Origin of the sequence: Aeromonas bestiarum (assembly GCF_028751155.1) — a bacterium.
In the GTDB taxonomy this organism is placed as follows: Bacteria; Pseudomonadota; Gammaproteobacteria; order Enterobacterales; family Aeromonadaceae; genus Aeromonas; species Aeromonas bestiarum.
This window is the reverse complement of record NZ_CP064746.1, coordinates 604566-625056: the sequence shown is the minus strand read 5'-3', so window position 1 is coordinate 625056 and position 20491 is coordinate 604566. Positions and strand designations below refer to the sequence as shown.

General features: G+C 60.6%; 14 protein-coding genes and 6 tRNA genes. 7 read left to right on the top strand and 13 right to left on the bottom strand.

From position 1 onward, the window contains the following. Positions 1-13: 13 nt before the first annotated feature. Positions 14-1126 carry an LPS export ABC transporter permease LptF gene (gene lptF / locus IU367_RS03030; protein ID WP_043139858.1) on the bottom strand — a complete coding sequence of 371 codons (1113 nt, stop codon included), beginning with the start codon at positions 1124-1126 and terminating at the stop codon, positions 14-16. A 172-nt stretch (positions 1127-1298) separates the two neighbouring features. On the opposite strand from lptF, the gene pepA reads away from it, so the two are divergent. The 6 genes from pepA (at position 1299) to pbpG (ending at position 9475) form a co-directional block, all read left to right on the top strand. Then, positions 1299-2807, top strand: a complete 1509-nt coding sequence (gene pepA, locus IU367_RS03025) for a leucyl aminopeptidase (RefSeq protein ID WP_043139860.1) — start codon at positions 1299-1301, stop codon at positions 2805-2807. Between the two features lie 163 nt (positions 2808-2970). After that, positions 2971-3426, top strand: coding sequence for a DNA polymerase III subunit chi (locus IU367_RS03020; protein WP_274453410.1), 456 nt, complete (start codon positions 2971-2973; stop codon positions 3424-3426). 65 nt (positions 3427-3491) lie between these two features. After that, a complete protein-coding gene (locus IU367_RS03015) occupies positions 3492-6344 on the top strand; it encodes a valine--tRNA ligase (RefSeq protein ID WP_274453409.1) in 2853 nt (950 codons plus the stop codon). Positions 6345-6530: 186 nt separating this feature from the next. Then, entirely contained in the window at positions 6531-7823 is a 1293-nt protein-coding gene (locus tag IU367_RS03010) for a hemolysin family protein (protein ID WP_274453408.1), read from the top strand. A gap of 20 nt (positions 7824-7843) precedes the next feature. Further along, positions 7844-8509 (top strand): DedA family protein, encoded by a 666-nt coding sequence (locus IU367_RS03005; protein WP_043139871.1) that lies wholly within the window; start codon positions 7844-7846, stop codon positions 8507-8509. 138 nt (positions 8510-8647) lie between these two features. Beyond that, positions 8648-9475 (top strand): D-alanyl-D-alanine endopeptidase, encoded by an 828-nt coding sequence (pbpG, locus tag IU367_RS03000; RefSeq protein WP_098982142.1) that lies wholly within the window; start codon positions 8648-8650, stop codon positions 9473-9475. A gap of 320 nt (positions 9476-9795) precedes the next feature. Here pbpG and IU367_RS02995 read toward each other — a convergent pair. From IU367_RS02995 to IU367_RS02940, 12 genes are all read right to left on the bottom strand, one after another. Further along, a tRNA-Arg gene (locus IU367_RS02995) sits at positions 9796-9872 on the bottom strand. Between the two features lie 25 nt (positions 9873-9897). Continuing rightward, a tRNA-Arg gene (locus IU367_RS02990) sits at positions 9898-9974 on the bottom strand. A gap of 26 nt (positions 9975-10000) precedes the next feature. Beyond that, positions 10001-10077, bottom strand: a tRNA-Arg gene (locus IU367_RS02985). Positions 10078-10103: 26 nt separating this feature from the next. Beyond that, a tRNA-Arg gene (locus IU367_RS02980) sits at positions 10104-10180 on the bottom strand. A 100-nt stretch (positions 10181-10280) separates the two neighbouring features. Further along, positions 10281-10357: transfer RNA gene (locus tag IU367_RS02975), tRNA-Arg, on the bottom strand. A 3-nt stretch (positions 10358-10360) separates the two neighbouring features. Continuing rightward, positions 10361-10453, bottom strand: a tRNA-Ser gene (locus tag IU367_RS02970). Between the two features lie 212 nt (positions 10454-10665). After that, complete coding sequence (gene csrA / locus IU367_RS02965) at positions 10666-10854, bottom strand: carbon storage regulator CsrA (protein ID WP_005315760.1); 189 nt, start codon at positions 10852-10854, stop codon at positions 10666-10668. 93 nt (positions 10855-10947) lie between these two features. Further along, positions 10948-12195, bottom strand: coding sequence for an aspartate kinase (locus IU367_RS02960; RefSeq protein WP_042866547.1), 1248 nt, complete (start codon positions 12193-12195; stop codon positions 10948-10950). A gap of 16 nt (positions 12196-12211) precedes the next feature. Then, complete coding sequence (gene alaS, locus IU367_RS02955; RefSeq protein WP_098982140.1) at positions 12212-14836, bottom strand: alanine--tRNA ligase; 2625 nt, start codon at positions 14834-14836, stop codon at positions 12212-12214. Between the two features lie 528 nt (positions 14837-15364). Next, the gene (locus IU367_RS02950) at positions 15365-15886 is read right to left on the bottom strand and encodes a regulatory protein RecX (RefSeq protein WP_274453407.1); all 522 of its coding nucleotides are present in this window, start codon (positions 15884-15886) and stop codon (positions 15365-15367) included. Between the two features lie 35 nt (positions 15887-15921). Beyond that, positions 15922-16983 (bottom strand): recombinase RecA, encoded by a 1062-nt coding sequence (recA, locus tag IU367_RS02945; RefSeq protein WP_043139881.1) that lies wholly within the window; start codon positions 16981-16983, stop codon positions 15922-15924. 80 nt (positions 16984-17063) lie between these two features. After that, positions 17064-17555 (bottom strand): CinA family protein, encoded by a 492-nt coding sequence (locus tag IU367_RS02940; protein ID WP_274453406.1) that lies wholly within the window; start codon positions 17553-17555, stop codon positions 17064-17066. Positions 17556-17847: 292 nt separating this feature from the next. Between IU367_RS02940 and mutS the strand changes: the two genes are divergently transcribed. Continuing rightward, the gene (mutS, locus tag IU367_RS02935; protein ID WP_274453405.1) at positions 17848-20418 is read left to right on the top strand and encodes a DNA mismatch repair protein MutS; all 2571 of its coding nucleotides are present in this window, start codon (positions 17848-17850) and stop codon (positions 20416-20418) included. Positions 20419-20491 lie beyond the last annotated feature (73 nt).

The following is a 20491-nucleotide window of genomic DNA, read 5'->3' as shown; positions in this document are numbered from 1 at the left end:
CCAGATGGCAACATCATGCCGATTTTCTCTTGAAATAGAGGGTCTTGATCCCGTTCCACCAGCTGGTGCCCTGCAGGTTGAGCGGCAGACCGATCAACAGCAGATAGGCCAGCGGCACCAGGAACATCCCCGGCCAGTGGGGCAGGCGTCCGCTGTCGATGGCCGAGCGCGCCGCGCTGAGCAACAGGAAGTAGGAAAGATAGAGCAAGATGGCCGGCAGCAGCTTGGCGTAACGTCCCTGGCGGGGGTTGACCCTGGCCAGTGGCACCACCAGGAAAGTGAGCACCAGGATGGAGAGCGGCAACGACAGGCGCCACTGCAACTCGGCCATCATGCCGTTGTCCTGCGTTCCCAGCAGCTCCAGAGTCGGCTTGGCGGCCGCCTTGCGGCTGGAGCGCTCCATCTCCTGCTGGCGGATCACCAGGCTGTACTCGTCAAATTCGGAGATCTGGAACTGCTTGCTGCTGAAGTGGCCCTCGTAACGGGAGCCATCCTTCAGGGTCAGCCACTGCAGGCCGTTCTCATCGACCGTCACCACCCCCTCCGTCGCCACCACCACTGAGGGTGGCTTGCCCTCCTGGGAGCGTTGCAGCACGAAGATCTTCTGCAGCCGGGAGCCCTTGTCGTTCAGCTCCTGGATGTAGGCAACGAGGCGCCCCTTGTCGAGCTCCATGAAACGGCCGGCCTGCAGAAAGGAGATACCCGGATCGGCCTTGAACTCGTCGATCACCTGATACTCGCGCTCCTTGGCCTGCGGGGCGATCCAGCCGGTATTGAAGGCGGCGACGGCCGCGGTCAGCAAGGCCAGCACCATGGCGCTGCGCATCACGAAGCGGTGGCTGAAGCCCACCGCATGCATCACTGTCATCTCACTTTCGGCATACAGGCGACCGTGAGCAAACAAGATGGCTAAAAACAGGCTGATAGGCAGCATCAACAGCGCCATATTGGGCAGGTTGAGCAGCAACAGGGTGGAGACCAGGCGCGTCGGCACCTCGCCATCGGCGGCATCACCGATGATCTGGATAAATTGTTGGCTGACAAAGATAAGCAGCAGCACGAACAACACTGCCAGCTGGGTTTTCAGGGTTTCCCTGAACAAATATCGGAAAACGATCACAGTCATTCCCAAGTAAACTTGTGTTTTTAGTCGAATGCCTGAAAAATAGGGCCGTATATTGGATTTTTACCAGTTTGAACTGCGGAGCCTATGGCTGTTCGCTCCGCCTCTGATACCCCAACAAGCACCGCATTATTCAATAAAAGGTGCCTTTTGTCTTTAGGATGTAGGAGATTCCATGGAGTTCAGTGTAAAGAGTGGCAGTCCTGAGAAGCAACGCAGTGCCTGCGTCGTGGTCGGCGTATTCGAGCCGCGTCGCCTCTCTCCGGTTGCCGAACAACTGGACAAGATCAGCGATGGCTATATCAGTTCGCTGCTGCGCCGTGGCGACCTGGAAGGGAAACCAGGCCAGATGCTGTTGCTGCATCAAGTACCGGGCGTGCTCAGCGAGCGCGTATTGCTGGTCGGTTGCGGCAAGGAGCGGGAACTCGACGAACGCCAGTACAAGCAGATCATCAACAAGACCATCACCACCCTCAACGAGACGGGTTCCATGGAAGCGGTCTGCTTCCTGACCGAACTGCACGTCAAGGGTCGGGATACCTATTGGAAGGTGCGCCAGGCGGTGGAAACCACCAAGGCGGGCCTCTACAGCTTCGATCAGTTCAAGACCAACAAGGCCGAGCCGCGCCGTCCGCTGCGCAAGCTGGTGTTCAACGTGCCGACGCGTCGGGAACTGACCATTGGTGAGAAAGCCATCTCCCACGGTCTGGCCGTGGCGAAAGGGGTGCGGGTATGTCGCGACGTGGCCAACATGCCGCCCAACGTCTGCAATCCGGCCTATCTGGCCTCCCAGGCTCGTCGTCTGGCCGATGCCTTCGACAACATTACCACCAAGGTGATCGGTGAGCAGGAGATGGCCGAGCTCGGCATGAACTCCTATCTGGCGGTGGCCCGCGGCTCCGAGAATGAAGCCATGATGGCCATCATCGAATACAAGGGCAACGCCGATGCCAAGCCCATAGTGCTGGTCGGCAAGGGTCTGACTTTCGATTCCGGCGGCATCTCCATCAAGCCGGCCGAAGGCATGGACGAGATGAAGTACGACATGGGTGGCGCCGCCTCCGTGCTCGGCACCATGCACGCCCTGGCCCAGTTGCAGCTGCCCATCAACGTCATAGGCGTGCTGGCCGGTTGCGAGAACATGCCGGGTGGCAACGCCTATCGCCCGGGTGACATCCTCACCTCCATGTCCGGCCAGACCATAGAAGTGCTGAACACGGATGCGGAAGGCCGTCTGGTGCTGTGCGATGCGCTCACCTACGTGGATCGTTACGATCCCGAGACCGTCATCGACGTGGCGACCCTGACCGGCGCCTGCATCATAGCGCTGGGCCACCACACCACGGGTCTGCTGGCCAACCACAACCCGCTGGCCCATGAGCTGCTCAACGCCTCCGAACAGGCCGGCGATCGCGCCTGGCGCCTGCCGCTGTTCGACGAGTATCAGGAACAGCTGGAGAGCCCGTTCGCCGACATGACCAACTTGGGGGGCCGTCCGGCCGGCACCATTACCGCTGCCGCCTTCCTGTCGCGCTTCACCAAGAAGTACAACTGGGCTCACCTGGATATCGCCGGCACCGCCTGGAAGAGTGGCAAGGATAAAGGCTCCACCGGTCGTCCGGTACCCCTGCTGACCCAGTTCCTGCTCAACCGGGCCGGCGTGGATATCGAAGAGAAGGAGTAACTCTCCTGCCCCTTCCGGTGAATACATCGGAAGCGCGGGAGTTGCCCAGTACCACAAGGAAGAGGCCCGCCTCTTCCTTGTTTCATTGAGTGCTGGCAGGAAAACACCCCTGCCAACCCTCACTGGCGGCCAATAGTCCGTCACCGCAAACGGGATCAACCTGATGAGCCAAGTGACCTTTTACCTGATGAGCGAGCCGGATGACGCGCAGGCCACCGCCGTCGAGCGGCTCGCCTGCCAGCTCGCAGCCGATGGCTGGAGTGCGGGCCATCTCTACCTGCTGTGCGACGACGAAGCCCAGGCCATGCGCCTGGACGAGCTGTTGTGGCAATTGCCACCTGAGCGTTTCGTGCCGCACCAGCTGCAGGGCGAGAGCGGTCAGGCACCGGTGGAGATCGGCCATCAGCCGCCGAAGCGGCGCTATGCCCGCCTCATCAATCTGGCCAGACAGACACCTTTGTTTGCAGGACACTTCGCTCAAGTGGTAGATTTTGTCCCCACTGACGAAACGCAAAAGCAGCAAGCCCGCGAGCGCTACAAGCACTATCGCCAGGCAGGCCATGCCCTCGAGATGAGGGATCAGCCCGTCCTTGCCGCACCGGATCCGGCGCAGCCCTGACTGCACCACCCTCGATCCACGACGAATCAACACCAGACTCCATCCATCCAGAATACGGCGAGACCATGGAAAAGACTTTTAATCACAACGCCATCGAACAGGCGCTCTATCAGCACTGGGAAGCCCAGGGTTACTTCAAGCCCCACGGCGACACCAGCAAAGACTCCTTCTGCATCATGATCCCGCCGCCGAACGTCACCGGCAGCCTGCACATGGGTCACGCCTTCCAGCAAACCCTGATGGACACCCTGATCCGCTACAACCGCATGCAGGGCAAGAACACCCTGTGGCAGGCGGGCACAGACCACGCCGGTATCGCCACCCAGATGGTGGTGGAGCGCAAGATTGCCGCCGAAGAGGGCAAGACCCGTCACGACTACGGCCGTGATGCCTTCATCGACAAGATCTGGCAATGGAAGGAAGAGTCCGGTGGCACCATCACCCGCCAGATGCGCCGCCTCGGCGACTCTGTGGACTGGGAGCGCGAGCGCTTCACCATGGATGAGGGTCTCTCGAGCGCCGTGCAGGAAGTGTTCGTCCGTCTCTACGAAGATGGCCTGATGTACCGCGGCAAGCGTCTGGTGAACTGGGATCCCAAGCTCAACACCGCCATCTCCGATCTGGAAGTGGAAAACCGCGAGATCAAGGGCCACATGTGGCACCTGCGCTACCCGCTGGCCAACGGCGCCAAGACAGCCGAGGGTCAGGATCACCTGATCGTCGCCACCACTCGTCCGGAAACCATGCTGGGCGATACCGCCGTCGCAGTGAACCCGGAAGATCCCCGTTACAAGGCGCTGATCGGCCAGCATATCCTGCTGCCGCTGGTGAATCGTCTGATCCCCATAGTCGCCGACGAACACGCCGACATGGAGAAGGGCACCGGCTGCGTGAAGATCACCCCGGCCCACGACTTCAACGATAACGAAGTGGGCAAGCGCCACAACCTGCCGATGATCAACATCTTCACCCTGGACGCCCACGTGCGCGCCGAGGCCGAAGTGGTCGACACCAACGGCAACCCCAGCACAGCCTACGACGCCGCCCTGCCGACCGAGTTCGCCGGTATGGAGCGCTTCGCCGCCCGCAAGGCCATCGTGGCCAAGCTGGACGAGCTGGGCCTCTTGGCCGAAATCAAGGATCACGTGCTGCAGCAGCCCTACGGCGATCGCGGTGGCGTGCCCATCGAGCCCATGCTGACCGACCAGTGGTACGTGCGCGTGGCGCCCATGGCCAAGACCGCCATCGAGGCGGTGGAAGATGGCCGCATCCAGTTCGTGCCCAAACAGTACGAGAACATGTACTTCTCCTGGATGCGCGACATTCAGGACTGGTGCGTCTCCCGTCAGCTGTGGTGGGGTCACCGCATCCCGGCCTGGTATGACGATGCCGGCAACGTCTACGTGGGTCGTGACGAGGCGGAAGTGCGTGCCAAGCACAGCATACCGTCCGTGACCACACTGCGTCAGGACGAAGACGTGCTCGACACCTGGTTCAGCTCCGCCCTGTGGACCTTCTCCACCCTCGGCTGGCCGAACAACACAGAGGCGCTCAAGACCTTCCACCCGACCGACGTGCTGATGAGCGGCTTCGACATCATCTTCTTCTGGATCGCCCGGATGATCATGATGACCATGCACTTCATCAAGGACGAAAACGGCCAGCCGCAAGTCCCGTTCAAGACCGTCTACATCACGGGTCTCATCCGTGACGAAGAAGGCCAGAAGATGTCCAAGTCCAAGGGCAACGTGCTGGATCCGCTCGACATGATCGACGGCATCTCGCTGGAAGACCTGATGGAGAAACGCACCGGCAACATGATGCAGCCGCAGATGGCCGAGAAGATCGGCAAGCGTACCGCCAAGCAGTTCCCGGAAGGGATCGAGGCCCACGGCACCGACGCCCTGCGCTTCACCCTGGCGGCGCTGGCCAGTACAGGTCGTGACATCAACTGGGACATGAAGCGCCTGGATGGCTACAACAACTTCTGCAACAAGCTGTGGAACGCCTCCCGCTACGTGCTGATGAACACCGAAGATCAGGATTGTGGCTTTGGCGGTGGTGAGATGGCGTTCAGTCTGGCGGATCGCTGGATCCAGTCCCAGCTGCAAGTTGCCATCCGCGACTTCCGCACCGCGCTCGATACCTACCGCTTCGACATCGCGGCCGGCGTGCTGTACGAGTTTATCTGGAACCAGTTCTGCGACTGGTATCTGGAGCTGACCAAGCCGGTGCTGGGCAAGGGTTCCGAAGCCGAGCAGCGTGCCACCCGTCACACGCTCGTCAGCGTCCTTGAAACCCTGCTGCGTCTGGCGCACCCCATCATCCCCTTCATCACCGAAACCATCTGGAAATCGGTGGCGCCGCTGACCGGTGTGCACGCCGACACCATCATGCTGCAAGCCTTCCCTGAGTTCGATGCCGCCAAGGTAGACGAGGCCGCCATGGCGGATCAGGAGTGGGTGAAGGAGTTCATCGTCGGCATTCGCAACATCCGCGCCGAGATGAACGTGGCGCCGAGCGTGGGCCTGAACGTACTGCTGAAATGCGATGCCAAGGACGCCCGCCGCGCCGGTGACAACGAGGCCTTCCTCAAGTCGCTTGCCCGTCTGGAATCCATCCGCGTGCTGGCGGACGGCGAAGTGGCTCCCCTGTCGGTGAAGAAGCTGATCGGTGCCACCGAGCTGATGATCCCGATGGCCGGTCTCATCGACAAGGATGCCGAACTGGCCCGTCTGGCCAAGGAAGTAGCCAAGCTGGTCGGCGAGTGTGGCCGCATCGAAGGCAAGCTCGGCAACGAGGCCTTCGTGGCCAAGGCGCCGGAAGCCGTCATCGCCAAGGAGCGCGAGAAGCTGGAAGAGTATCGCGCCCAGCTGGTGACCCTCGAGACCCAGCAGGCCGAAATCGCCGCCCTGTAAGGCAGTTTCACGCCTGAAAAAGCCCCCTCCCGCAGGGGGCTTTTTGTTGCCATAAATCCCTTCTCACGGCCTTTCTTCGCCCCTCTGTACAAAATTAGCGAGCCAAATCACCTGCTTTCACAAGCGCATCGCCCCCAAATTCATTACACTGCCAGCGATCTTTTCTACTCGGAGTGCTGTTGCAGTATGGAAATATTGATCCTGTTTGGATTGATTTTGCTTAATGGCGTCTTTGCCATGTCGGAAATCGCCATCGTTACCGCACGCAAGGCTCGCCTCAGCAAGATGGCGAGCGAAGGCAGTCGCTCAGCCGCCATTGCCCTCAAACTGAGCGAAGATCCGACCCATTTCCTCTCCGCCGTCCAGATCGGCATCACCAGCATCGGTCTGCTCAACGGTATCTACGGCGAATCCCTGCTGGCCCAGCCACTGGCGCTCTGGCTGCAGGAGTGGGGTATGGCCGTCAAGAGCAGCAGCCTACTCGCCACCGTGCTGGTCATAGTCGTGGTCACCTACCTCTCCATCGTCGTCGGCGAACTGGTGCCCAAGCGCCTCGGCCAGCTCAGCGCCGAGCGCATCGCCTGTCTGGTGGCCCGCCCCATGCTGTGGCTGGCGGCCATCACCCGCCCCTTCGTCTGGCTGTTGTCCGCCTCCACCAAGGCCAGCCTGCGCATCCTGCGCGTCAGGCAGGATGGCGGGGCCAACGTGACCCAGGAGGAGATCCACGCCATGCTGGTGGAGGGCTCCGAAGCCGGGATCATCGAAGACCACGAACACACTATGTTACGGAATGTGTTCCGGCTCGACGAGCGCAGCCTCTCTTCGCTGATGGTGCCACGCAGCGACATCCGCTATCTGGATCTAGCCCTGCCGCTGGAGGTGAACCTGCAACGGCTGGTGGAGTATCGCCATAGCTTCTTCCCGGTTTGCGATGGCAGCCTCTCGGATCTGGTGGGCATACTCAACGTCAACAAGGTGCTGCACGCCTATATCAAGGGGGAACCCATAGATCTGGCGGCCCTGACCCAGGATGGCAGCCTGTTGCCGGAGACCCTCAATGGCCTGGAGCTGCTCAATCACTTCCGCGCCCACTCCGAGCACATGGTGCTGGTGGTGGACGAATACGGCGAGCTGCAGGGACTGGTCACCCAGCAGGATCTGCTGGAGACGCTGGCGGGTGACTTCCAGCAGGATAACAGCGATGACAACTGGGCCTTCCAGCGCACCGACGGCAGCTGGCTGCTCGACGGCCTCATTCCCCTGCCGGAGTTGAAGGACTGCCTGGGACTGGTTCGGCTACCGGAAGAAGAAAAACATCACTATCACACCCTCGGAGGGCTTATCATGCTGCTCCTTGGCCGTGTTCCTCAGACCGGAGATCTGGTGACTCTGGAGCAGTGGCAACTGGAAATTGTCGACATGGATGGTCTGCGCATCGACAAGGTGCTTGCCATGCCCTTGATCGATCAACCCAGCTAATTTAAGCGGAGCTTGTGAGTATGGAGCAGTTTTACCAACTGGCTCACGCCTTTATGCATCAGGATCTGGCAATGCTGTCGGATCCCAAGATGGCCTTCATGGTCTGCGGCGTGTTGCTAACTTTTCTTGTGCTGGAGAACGGGTTCATCCCCACCGCCTTCCTGCCCGGCGATAGCCTGCTCATCCTGACGGGTGTGCTCATCTATCAGGACGTGCTCCCCCTTGGCATAGTGCCACTGCTGATCCTGGCCACCTTCGTCGGTACCTGGTTCGGCTATATGCAGGGGCGCTTCCTGGGTCATACCCGCATGTACCATCGCCTGATGTCCCACATGGACGACAAGCACAAGGAGAAGGTGTTCTACCTGCTCAACAAGTACGGCATCCTGACCCTGATCACCGCCCGCTACATCGCCTTCGTGCGCACCGTCTATCCCTACATAGTCGGGGCGACCGAGATCCCGCAGGGGCGCTTCCTCATCGTCAATCTGGTCAGCTCCATCATGTGGGTCACCCCGCTGGTGAGCCTGGGTTACTACCTGAGCCACACCAAGCTGGCGGCCCAGTACGAATCACAGTTCCTCAGCATCATTCTCTACCTGCCGCTGGTGCTGCTGGTCGGTGGTGTTGTCGCCCTCATCTGGCGCTGGCTGAGCAAACGCAAAGCCGTCACCCCACGGGATTGAGACAAATGGAAAGGGCCATCGCAAGATGGCCCTTTTTTTATCGAAATAATGGCGAATTACTCTCTGGTGCTCTTGTAAAGCAGGGGTAAAAATGAGTGAATCTAGCGCCTTTTTTTCGACGTGAACGGAGTCGGTAGTATGCGGTGTCGGGTTAGCGCAATGGCGCTGGTATATGCATTGGTTGGACTGCTGGGCTTGCCAGCAGCATTGGCTGCCCCCAACCCGGCCAAACTGCAGTTGCAATCGAGCAGCGCCCTGGTGATGGACGTCAATACGGGCAAGACCCTGTATCAAAAGAATGCCACCCGGGTACGGCCGATCGCCTCGATCACCAAGCTGATGACGGCACTGGTGGTGCTGGATGCTCGCCAGGATCTCAAGCAGACCCTGACCATAGATCAGAATGACAGGGATGCCATCAAGCACACCTATTCCCGGGTGCGCATGGGCACGAAAGTTACACGCCGCGATGCGCTGCACCTGGCACTGATGTCCTCCGAGAACCGGATGGCCTCAGCCCTGGCGCGCCACTATCCCGGTGGACGTCCCGCCTTCGTGCGCGCCATGAACAACAAGGCCAAGCAACTTGGCATGCGCAACAGCCGTTTCTACGACTCCACCGGCCTGTCGACACGCAACGTCTCCACCGCCCAGGATCTGGCCAGGCTCATCTCTGCCGCCTATCGCCAGCCGCTGATCCGTGAGTTCACCCAGGACACCAACAAGGAGATGCGTTTCAGCACCCCCGCCTACAGCCTGATGTTCAACAACACCAACCCGCTGGTGAAGAACCCGGACTGGGATGTGCGCCTCTCCAAGACGGGTTTCACCGACGAGGCGGGCCGTTGCCTGCTGATGCGCGCAAAGCCGGACAGCCGCGAGCTGGCCATAGTACTGCTCAACTCGGTGGGCAAGCGCACCCCGATCGGCGATGCCAACCGCATTCGCAAGTGGCTGAAAAGCTGAGTCTCCAACCCGGAATTGAAAAAGGATGCTGCGGCATCCTTTTTTATTGCCCGCAGATCCGCACCTCGTCTCCACCCGCCTCAGCATGTGCCCTCAACGCGCCTCAGGACGCAGCAGGGAGCCGGAACTTACCGGGATTGCTGCCGGGCAAAGGAACGCCGCATGGTGCGATAGAGCAAGGAATTCAGAGGGATAGCGGGAGAAGAACAAAGGGATAAGGGAAGTAATACCTGACGGTGCCCTGCGGCGGCGTATTGACCTTCACCCGCCGGATCCGGCCCATAAAAAAACAGCCCCGACCTGAGTCGAGGCTGTCTGTATGGTGCGCCCGGGAGGATTCGAACCTCCGACCACCTGGTTCGTAGCCAGGTACTCTATCCAGCTGAGCTACGGGCGCTCATCAACTTTTGGTACTGCTAAAATGGTGCGCCCGGGAGGATTCGAACCTCCGACCACCTGGTTCGTAGCCAGGTACTCTATCCAGCTGAGCTACGGGCGCTCACAAACTTTTGGTACTGCTCAAAATGGTGCGCCCGGGAGGATTCGAACCTCCGACCACCTGGTTCGTAGCCAGGTACTCTATCCAGCTGAGCTACGGGCGCTCATAAACTTGTATTGTTGCTTTAAATGGTGCGCCCGGGAGGATTCGAACCTCCGACCACCTGGTTCGTAGCCAGGTACTCTATCCAGCTGAGCTACGGGCGCCCTGATTTAAAACGATAAAAAAAGCTTACTTATCAGTAAGCCTTTTCCAAAGTGTCGACTTGCTGATGGTCAACACATGACTCTTGCTTGAGTCGTAATATGGTGCGCCCGGGAGGATTCGAACCTCCGACCACCTGGTTCGTAGCCAGGTACTCTATCCAGCTGAGCTACGGGCGCAAATGGCGGAGAAGGGGGGATTCGAACCCCCGATGCGGGTATAAGCCGCATACTCCCTTAGCAGGGGAGCGCCTTCAGCCTCTCGGCCACCTCTCCGTTTGCGGGGCTGATAATACTTCACAGGGATTTTTAGTCAAACACTTTTTTGGAGAAAAAAGCGTGTTCGCTCAGCATTTGGCCAAAGCGTGGAATATTCAAACAATATCGGTACTTATCCCGCAGTTTAGTGCCTTGCAGGGCGATTTCCGGGGCACGGAAAAACAAAAGGCGACACAGAGGTGTCGCCTTCAAGCAGCTATCGATGCGGCTTAGAAATTCGGTTGGCCCGGAACTTTCTCGGCCTGTATCCGCATGTAGATCTCTTCGCGGTGCACGGAGACCTCTTTCGGTGCGTTCACACCGATACGAACCTGATTGCCTTTAACGCCCAGTACGGTGACAGTCACTTCGTCACCAATCATCAGGGTTTCCCCTACACGACGAGTCAAAATAAGCATTCGCTTGCTCCTGTATCCTGTTTTGTATTTATATCGATATGCGACATTATCTTACAAAGATACCGATATGGTAAATGGTTGAAACTAAATCAATCAGGGATTGTTCCCCAAGGGCTGCTCATGAGGCTCATTATCCAGCCCGAAAGCGGCGTGCAACGCGCGCACCGCCAGCTCCAGGTACTTCTCGTCAATCACCACGGATATTTTGATTTCAGAGGTGGAAATCAACTGCATGTTGATCCCCTCCTCGCCCAATACCTTGAACATGGTGCGGGCGACGCCAGGATGATTCCACATGCCGACGCCGACGATGGACACCTTGGCTATCTCGCCATTGCCCTGCACGCAGGCGGCCCCCAGCTCGCTGGCAGTCTCCTCCAGCAGGGCGCGCGCCCGGCGATAGTCATCGCGATTCACCGTGAAGGTAAAATCGGCGGTGCCATCACCCAGGGTGTTCTGCACTATCATGTCGACATCAATGTTGGCATCGCTGATCGGATTCAGGATCTGCGCCGCCACCGTGGGCCGGTCCGGCACACCCAGAATAGTCAGGCTCGCCTCGTTGCGATTGAACGCAATCCCGGATACCAAGGGAGCTTCCATCCTCTCACCTCCATATGTGATTAAGGTTCCCTCTCCATCGACAAAGCTCGACAGCACCCTTAGTGGCACGCGGTACTTGCCCGCGAACTCCACCGAACGGATCTGCAGCACCTTGGCCCCCAGGCTCGCCATCTCCAGCATCTCCTCGAAGGTGATGGTGGAGAGACGACGGGCCTTGGGCTCGATGCGCGGATCCGTGGTATAGACCCCATCCACATCGGTAAAGATCTGGCATTCATCGGCCTTGATGGCAGCCGCCACCGCCACTGCCGTGGTATCCGACCCACCGCGCCCCAGCGTTGTGATGGCGTTGTGCGCATCACGGCCCTGGAATCCGGCGATCACCACCACCTTGCCCGCGCCCAGTTCAGCCTGAACCTGCTCGGTGTCTATGTGGCTGATGCGCGCCTTGCCATAGGCGGAGTCGGTATGAATGCGTACCTGATCGCCGGTCATCGAGACTGCGGGACAACCGCGTTTGTTCAACGCGATCGCCAGCAGCGCTATGGTGACCTGCTCACCGGTGGAAACCAGCACATCCATCTCGCGCCGGTTGGCATCCGGATCCAGCTGCTGGGCCATGCCCAGCAACCGGTTGGTTTCGCCCGACATGGCGGAGACAACCACCACCACATCGTGTCCCTGGGCGCGGGTCAGTTGAACCCGCTCAGCCACCGCCTCGATCCGCTCCAGCGTGCCGACCGAGGTGCCGCCGTACTTCTGTACATAGAGTGCCACAGATCACCTCGCCCGATTACAGGCGCTCTTCCAGCCAGGAGTGAACAGATTGCAGCGCCGCAGGCACGGCTTCCGGCTGGGTACCACCCGCCTGCGCCATGTCGGGACGACCACCGCCCTTGCCGCCCACCTGCTGGGCCACCAGATTGACCAGCTCACCGGCCTTGACCTTGCCGGTCAAATCGCTGGTCACACCGGCGATCAGGTTGACCTTGTCATCGCTGCTGGTTGCCAGCAGCACGACACCGGACTTCATCTGGTTCTTCAGCTCGTCCAGCATGCCGCGCAGTGACTTGGGATCGGCCCCTTCCAGCGCCGCGATCAGCACCTTCCGGCCATTGATCTCGATCACCTGACTCAGCAGGTCGCTGCCGGCCTGAGCCGCGAGCTTGGCCTTGAGCTGCTCCAGCTCACGCTCCATCATCTTGGACTTGTCCAGCATCTGGCGCACTTTGTCGGCGATGGAGAACTGATCCCCCTTCACCAGAGCCGCAGCCTCTTCGATCTGCTCACCCAGCTGGTGCATGAAATCGATGGCACCCTTACCGGTCACGGCTTCGATACGACGCACGCCGGCGGCAATGCCGCTCTCGGCGATGATCTTGAAGAAGCCGATGTCACCGGTGCGCTTGGCGTGAGTACCGCCACACAGCTCGGTGGAGTAGTCGCCCATGCGCACCACGCGCACGTCGTCTTCGTATTTTTCGCCAAACAGCGCCATGGCACCGGCCGACTTGGCCGTTTCCAGATCCATCACCTGGGTGTTGACGTCATGGTTGGCACGGATCTGGGCATTGACCAGCTCTTCGACCCGGCGAATGGTCGCCATGGTCAGGCCTTCGAAGTGGGAGAAGTCAAAGCGCATGCGCTCGGCGCCCACCAGAGACCCTTTCTGGGTCACGTGATCACCCAGCGCCTGACGCAGGGCGGCGTGCAGCAGGTGAGTCACCGAGTGGTTCAGAGCCACGGCCTGACGGCGCTCGCCATCGACCACGGCTTCGACCTCGGCGCCCTTCTCCAGGGTGCCCAGCTCCAGATATCCCTTGTGAATGATGGCCTTGCCCGCTTTCTGGGTATCGGTCACGGCAAAGATGCCGTCATCCACCTTGAGGATGCCGCTGTCACCCACCTGACCGCCGGACTCGGCGTAGAAGGGGGTTTCGGCCAGCACGACCACGGCTTCTTCACCTGAGATGAGGCCGTTCACTTCGACGCCATCCTTGTAGATGCCGACGACGGTCGTCTTCTGACTCAGCTGCTTGTACCCGGTGAACGGAGTCTCGAAGTCGAGCTTGAGCACCTCGTTGTAGTTCACACCGAAGCTGGAGGCCTCTTTCGCGCGGGCGCGCTGCTTCTCCATCTCGGCATTGAAGCCCTCTTCGTCGATACCGATCTCGCGCTCGCGCACCACATCGGCGGTGAGATCTGCCGGGAAGCCATAGGTGTCATACAGCTTGAACACCACCTCGCCCGGGATGATCTTGGCATCGCCCAGATTGGTCAGCACGTCTTCCAGCAGCAGCAGGCCGCGATCCAGGGTACGGACGAACTGCTCCTCCTCGATGCGCAGCACGCGCTCGACCAGCGGCAGCTGGGCGATCAGCTCGGCCGCCACGTCTTTCATCTGCACGGCCAGTTCGGCGGCCAGCTTGTAGAAGAAGACGTCGGTGGCACCCAGCTTGCGACCGTGGCGCACGGCGCGTCGAATGATGCGACGCAGCACATAGCCACGCCCTTCGTTGGATGGCATGACGCCGTCCGCCACCAGGAAGGCGCAGGAGCGAATGTGATCGGCGATGACCCGCAGGGACTGGTTGTTCAGATCCGTGGTGCCGACTATCTCGGCCGCTTTCTTGATCAACGCCTGGAAGATGTCGATTTCATAGTTGGAGTGCACACCCTGCATGATGGCGGAGATACGCTCCAGCCCCATGCCGGTATCCACGGACGGACGGGGCAGCGGTTCCATGGTGCCGTCGACCTGACGGTTGAACTGCATGAAGACCACGTTCCAGATCTCGATGAAACGGTCACCATCCTCTTCCGGTGAACCGGGAGGGCCACCCCAGAGGTGATCGCCGTGGTCATAGAAGATCTCGGTGCAGGGGCCGCACGGACCTGTATCACCCATCTGCCAGAAGTTATCGGAAGCAAACGGAGCGCCCTTGTTGTCGCCGATGCGCACTATGCGCTCGACCGGCACACCCATTTCCTTTGCCCAGATGTCGAAGGCTTCATCATCCGTTTCATACACGGTTACCAGCAAGCGCTCTTTGGGCAGCTTGAGGGTCCCGGTCAGGAATTCCCAGGCAAAACGGATGGCGTCCTGCTTGAAGTAGTCACCGAAGCTGAAGTTGCCCAGCATCTCGAAGAAGGTGTGGTGACGTGCGGTATAGCCGACGTTTTCCAGGTCATTGTGCTTGCCGCCAGCCCGCACGCAACGCTGGGCCGTGGTGGCGCGGTTGTAGGCACGCTTGTCGGCGCCAAGGAATACATCCTTGAACTGGTTCATGCCTGCGTTGGTGAACAACAGGGTCGGGTCGTTATGCGGCACCAGCGAGCTGGAGGAGACAACCTGGTGCCCCTGGGAGCGGAAATACTCGAGGAACGCTGAGCGTAACTCTGACGTGGACATATACATGGAAAATCCTGCTTGATTCGAATACGGACTTTTAACCGCATTAATGTAAGTTTTCTGCGGGGTAAAGTAAAACGTACCAGCCCGTGACGGGTGAAAAAGCGCGCATAACGCCGTGTTGGCAGACAAGGGAGGCAAACCTGCCGTTTTTAGCGGGGAAATGCGGTCAGCAGCGGGAGAATTTTCAGGCTTAAATCCGGGGGACTATCACCCGGTGGCATGTCGGCGATTTGGCCAGCCATGGCTAAATCGCAAGCGAATGACGCTAGGCGGCACGGCCGATGGCATTCATGGCCCTTGCGGGCCAGATCGCTGGCAAGGAGCCAGTGCAATGCAAACCCAGTAAAAGAAAAAGCGCTCACCTAGGGGCGTTCAGGAGAAGCGCTGGGCGGCGAAGGCCATGGGGCGGCAATCCTCTCCACCGCCAGAGTGGTGAAGCCAGGCGCGATGACCATGACAAAGAGCCGCTCAGACCCCCTCTTCAAGCCGTTTCCCTGGCGACCCATTCAACCGTCAGTGGCAAACGCCACGCTAGGCACTCTGCTCCATCATGGCTGCGATGGCATAACGGGCCTGATCCTGGTTGAATCCGCGACCCAGCAGATACTTGATCCACTTCATCCGCAGCTTGAAATCCCCCAGATCACTGACCCTGGCCCGTCGTTGCAGCAACGCAAATGCCAGCTCGAACCAGTCCAGCTCGGGCTGTTCGAAGGCGGCCTCTATCTGTGCATCACTCAGTCCCTTGCGGCGCAGATCGAAGCGGATCTTGATGGGCCCCTGCCCCTTGGTCGCACCGGCTCGTACCGCCATGGCGCCATAACGCTCGTCATCGACCCAGTTGTAGCCGCGACAGTAGTCGAGCACCGCCTCGATCACTTCATCATTGAAACCCTGCTTGCGCAGCCGGTTGGCCAGCTCGGACTCGGCACTCTCCCGGCGCGCCAGGCTGCGCATGGCAAAGGCGCGGGCCGCGGCAAACATCTCTTCGAATGAGGGTTCTTCTGGGGGGACTGGGGTATCGGCAGGTTCTGACATGGATTCATCGACCATAAATGACAAGGCCGGGGGTTAGCCCGGCCTTTCTGTTACTCGAGTTCTTCGCCTTCAGGCTCAAACTCGTCGGCCTCGATAGCGGCAGGCTTGTCGTCCACCGGGGCGGCGCCCGAGAGCAGCAGCTCACGCAGTCTGGCTTCGACCTCGGCCGCCATCGCCTTGTTCTCGGAGAAGAGCTTCATCACGTTGGCTTTGCCCTGACCGATCTTCTCGCCGTTGTAGCTGTACCAGGCACCGGCCTTGTCGATCAGCTTGTGCTTGACGCCCAGATCCACCAGCTCGCCCTCCTTGGAGATACCGACACCGTAGAAGATCTGGAATTCAGCCTGCTTGAAGGGAGGGGCAACCTTGTTCTTGACCACCTTGACGCGGGTCTCGTTACCGACCACTTCGTCACCTTCCTTGATGGCGCCGATGCGACGGATATCCAGACGCACGGAGGCGTAGAACTTGAGCGCGTTACCACCGGTAGTGGTTTCCGGGCTGCCGAACATGACGCCGATCTTCATCCGGATCTGGTTGATAAAGATGCACAGGCAGTTAGCGTTCTTGATGTTGGCGGTCAGTTTGCGCAGTGCCTGGGACATCAGACGAGCCTGCAGGCCGACGTGGGAATCCCCCATCTCGCCTTCGATTTCCGCTTTCGGGGTCAGGGCCGCCACCGAGTCGACTATGATGACGTCAACCGCGTTGGAGCGCACCAGCATGTCGCAGATTTCCAGCGCCTGCTCACCCGTATCCGGCTGGGAAATCAGCAGGTCATCGACGTTGACGCCCAGCTTGGCCGCATAGATGGGGTCGAGGGCGTGTTCCGCATCGATGAAGGCACAGACCTTGCCTTTCTTCTGGGCTTCCGCAATCACCTGCAAGGTGAGGGTGGTTTTACCGGAAGATTCCGGGCCGTAGATCTCGACGATACGACCACACGGCAGGCCGCCGATGCCCAGCGCCACGTCCAGAGAGAGGGAACCGGTAGAGATGGCTTCGATATCCATGGTCTTGCTGTCGCCCAGACGCATGATGGAACCTTTGCCGAACTGCTTTTCAATCTGACCCAGCGCAGCCGCCAGTGCCTTCTGTTTGTTCTGATCCATGCCAATCTCCGCTGGAAATCGTGAGTAAGAAGTGAAGTTGGGCTAAGTATACTGTCTATTCATACAGTATCAAGCCCAATTTATCTGAGCAGAGCCAACAGACCAGCCAGGGCCTGCCTGACCGCCTGCTGGCGTACCTGTCGCCGGTCCCCGTCGAACCGGGCCAGCAGGGAGTGATGGCGACCACTGCGATCCGCCCAGGCGAACCAGACGGTGCCGACCGGTTTGCCCTCTGTGGCGCCGCCGGGGCCCGCGATGCCGCTGATGGCCACGCTGATGGCAGCCGACGAGTTCGCCAGCGCGCCACGGGCCATCTCCAGCACCACGGCCTCGCTCACGGCGCCCTGTTCCCGCAGGCTCTGGTCGCTCACCCACAGCATCTGCTGCTTGGCCTCATTGGTATAGGTGACAAAACCGCGATCGAACCAGCCGGAGCTGCCGGCTATGTCGGTGATGGCCGTGGCCACCCCGCCACCGGTACAGGATTCGGCGGTAGCCGCCAGCCAGCCACGCTGGCTCAGGGCCAGGCCCAGCTCGGTGGCGATCTGCTCTATTTCGGCATCCAGTTTCATCCCGGCTCCTTCTGATCCGCTCAAGAGGCACATTATGCGATCCCGATCCTGTCGCCCGCAACCGCGGCAGGGCAGAACCCGACCGCCCCCGTCGCGGCACTGCTGTGCAACTCTGGGGCCCAGTGGTGCAGGCGCCGCCTGCAAGGGCTTGCCGACTGAACCCGGGCCATGCTGACAGCGCCATGGAAGCCATGCCTCCACTGCGGCGGCGCTTATGTGTAGAATGGCCTCCATTCGTTCAGAGCCCATCACCGCAGACCCAGGCCCGCAGAGGCCCCTTCTGGAATAGAACATGACAGCACAATACCAAGCCAGCGGCGCCAACCTGAGCGCCCACACGCCCATGATGCAGCAGTACCTTGGCCTCAAGGCCGAGAACCCGGAGATACTGCTGTTCTACCGGATGGGCGACTTCTACGAGCTGTTCTACGACGATGCCCGCAAGGCCTCCCAGTTGCTCGACATCTCCCTGACCAAGCGCGGCCAGTCGGCGGGCAACCCCATCCCCATGGCGGGGGTGCCCTATCACGCCATCGAGGGCTACCTGGCCAAGCTGATACAGCTCGGTGAATCCGCCGCCATCTGCGAACAGGTGGGGGATCCCGCCACCAGCAAGGGGCCGGTGGAACGCAAGGTCATTCGCATCATCACCCCAGGCACAGTCTCCGACGAGGCGCTGCTCTCGGAGCGACAGGATAACCTGATCGCCGCCGTCTATCACGATGGCCGCCGTTTCGGCTACGGCACCATGGACATAGGCTCGGGCCGCTTCTTCATCAACCAGTTCGACAAGGAAGAGACGCTGCTGGCGGAGCTGCAACGCACCAACCCGGCCGAGCTGCTCTATCCCGAATCCTTCGCGTTTTTGCAGCACGTCGAGGGTCGCCGTGGCCTGCGTCGTCGCCCCGAGTGGGAGTTCGAGATCGCTACAGCCCGCACCCTCTTGTGCCAGCAGTTCGGTACTCAGGATCTGGTGGGCTTTGGGGTCGACCAGAGCGAAACAGCCCTGTGCGCCGCCGGTTGCCTGATGCAGTACGTCAAGGACACCCAGCGTACCGCCCTGCCCCACATCCGCAGCGTGCGCCTCGAACAGCCCGATCACGCCGTCATCATGGATGCCGCCACCCGCCGCAACCTGGAGCTCACCCAGAATCTGGCTGGCGGCCATGAGAATACTCTGAGCGATGTGCTGGATCGCACCGCCACCCCCATGGGCAGTCGCCTGCTCAAGCGCTGGATCCACCAGCCGATCCGGGATCGGGTGATCCTCAAGGGGCGCCAGAGCACCATCAAGGAGTTGATCGAGCAGAACCTGTACGACGAGCTGGGCAACCTGCTGCGTCAGGTAGGCGACGTGGAACGCGTCTTGGCTCGCCTAGCCTTGCGTTCCGCCCGCCCGCGCGACCTCACCCGGCTGCGGCAGGCATTCGCCCAGCTGCCCGAGTTGCAGCGCCTGCTGGCGAACAACCAGCACGAGGCGGTGCAGCAACTGGCCGAGCGCGCCAGCACCTTCCCCGAATTGCTGAGCCTGCTGGAGCGCGCCGTGATGGAGGTGCCGCCGGTGCTGATCCGCGATGGCGGCGTCATCCGTGACGGCTTCAATCAGGAGCTGGACGAGTTGCGGGATCTGGCCAACGGCGCCACCGCCAGCCTGGCCCGCATCGAGGAGCGCGAGAAGCAGCTGACCGGCATCAACACCCTCAAGGTGGGCTACAACAGGGTGCACGGCTTCTATATCGAGGTGAGCCGGGCCAACAGCCATCTGGTGCCAGCCCACTACATACGCCGCCAGACCCTCAAGAACAACGAACGCTACATCATAGACGAACTGAAAAAGTACGAGGACAAGGTGCTCACCGCCCAGGCTCAGGCGCTGGCGCTGGAGAAACGGCTCTACGAGGAGCTGCTCGACACCCTGCTGCCCCATCTCGGCGATCTGCAGGAGTCGGCGTCCGCGCTGGCGGAGCTGGACGTGCTGGCCAACCTGGCGGAGCGGGCCGAGACCCTGGACTACCGTTGCCCCACCCTGATCGACGAGGATCAGATCATCATCGAAGGGGGCCGCCACCCCGTGGTGGAGCAGGTGATGAGCGATCCCTTTATCGCCAACCCCATCCGGCTTGAGCGGAAGCGCCGGATGCTGATCATCACGGGTCCCAACATGGGCGGTAAATCCACCTACATGCGCCAGACCGCACTGATCGTGTTGCTGGCCCATATCGGTGCCTTCGTGCCCGCCGACAGCGCCCGCATCGGCCCCATAGACCGCATCTTCACCCGTATCGGGGCGTCGGATGATCTCGCCTCCGGCCGTTCCACCTTTATGGTGGAGATGACAGAGACCGCCAATATCCTCAACAACGCCACCGCCCGCAGTCTGGTGCTGATGGACGAGATTGGCCGCGGCACCAGCACCTACGACGGCCTCTCTCTGGCCTGGGCCTGCGCCGAACAGCTGGCGAGCAAGATTGGCGCCTACACCCTGTTCGCCACCCACTACTTCGAGCTGACCCGGCTGCCGGAGCTGATCGAGGGGCTGGCCAACGTCCATCTGGACGCTGTTGAACATGGGGAGACTATCGCCTTTATGCACGCTGTGCAGGAGGGGGCGGCCAGCCGCTCCTACGGCCTGCAGGTCGCGGCGCTGGCGGGAGTGCCGAAATCGGTGATCCATCAGGCCCGCCACAAGCTGGCGGAGCTCGAAAGCGCCACGCCTCCGGCCGCAGGTGAAACACGCCCGACGCCGGTGACGCAGGCCCCCCAGTCCCATCCTGTGGTGGATGAGCTGGAGGCGGTGCGCCCGGATGAGCTCACCCCCCGTCAGGCGCTGGATCTGCTCTATCGCCTCAAGCAGATGCTGTGATCGGCCGCTGAGCACAGGAAAGAGTAATGAAAAAGGGGAACCTCGCGGTTCCCCTTTCGTTTTGCACTCTTTG

Excerpts from the sequence above, each read along its gene's own strand:
- lptF (WP_043139858.1), bottom strand. The coding sequence starts at position 1,126 with ATGACTGTGATCGTTTTCCGATATTTGTTCAGGGAAACCCTGAAAACC.
- recA (WP_043139881.1), bottom strand. The coding sequence starts at position 16,983 with ATGGATCAGAACAAACAGAAGGCACTGGCGGCTGCGCTGGGTCAGATT.
- IU367_RS02940 (WP_274453406.1), bottom strand. The coding sequence starts at position 17,555 with ATGAAACTGGATGCCGAAATAGAGCAGATCGCCACCGAGCTGGGCCTG.
- IU367_RS03010 (WP_274453408.1), top strand. The coding sequence starts at position 6,531 with ATGGAAATATTGATCCTGTTTGGATTGATTTTGCTTAATGGCGTCTTT.
- mutS (WP_274453405.1), top strand. The coding sequence starts at position 17,848 with ATGACAGCACAATACCAAGCCAGCGGCGCCAACCTGAGCGCCCACACG.
- IU367_RS03020 (WP_274453410.1), top strand. The coding sequence starts at position 2,971 with ATGAGCCAAGTGACCTTTTACCTGATGAGCGAGCCGGATGACGCGCAG.
- alaS (WP_098982140.1), bottom strand. The coding sequence starts at position 14,836 with ATGTATATGTCCACGTCAGAGTTACGCTCAGCGTTCCTCGAGTATTTC.
- pbpG (WP_098982142.1), top strand. The coding sequence starts at position 8,648 with ATGCGGTGTCGGGTTAGCGCAATGGCGCTGGTATATGCATTGGTTGGA.
- IU367_RS03005 (WP_043139871.1), top strand. The coding sequence starts at position 7,844 with ATGGAGCAGTTTTACCAACTGGCTCACGCCTTTATGCATCAGGATCTG.
- csrA (WP_005315760.1), bottom strand. The coding sequence starts at position 10,854 with ATGCTTATTTTGACTCGTCGTGTAGGGGAAACCCTGATGATTGGTGAC.
- IU367_RS02950 (WP_274453407.1), bottom strand. The coding sequence starts at position 15,886 with ATGGTCGATGAATCCATGTCAGAACCTGCCGATACCCCAGTCCCCCCA.
- IU367_RS03015 (WP_274453409.1), top strand. The coding sequence starts at position 3,492 with ATGGAAAAGACTTTTAATCACAACGCCATCGAACAGGCGCTCTATCAG.
- pepA (WP_043139860.1), top strand. The coding sequence starts at position 1,299 with ATGGAGTTCAGTGTAAAGAGTGGCAGTCCTGAGAAGCAACGCAGTGCC.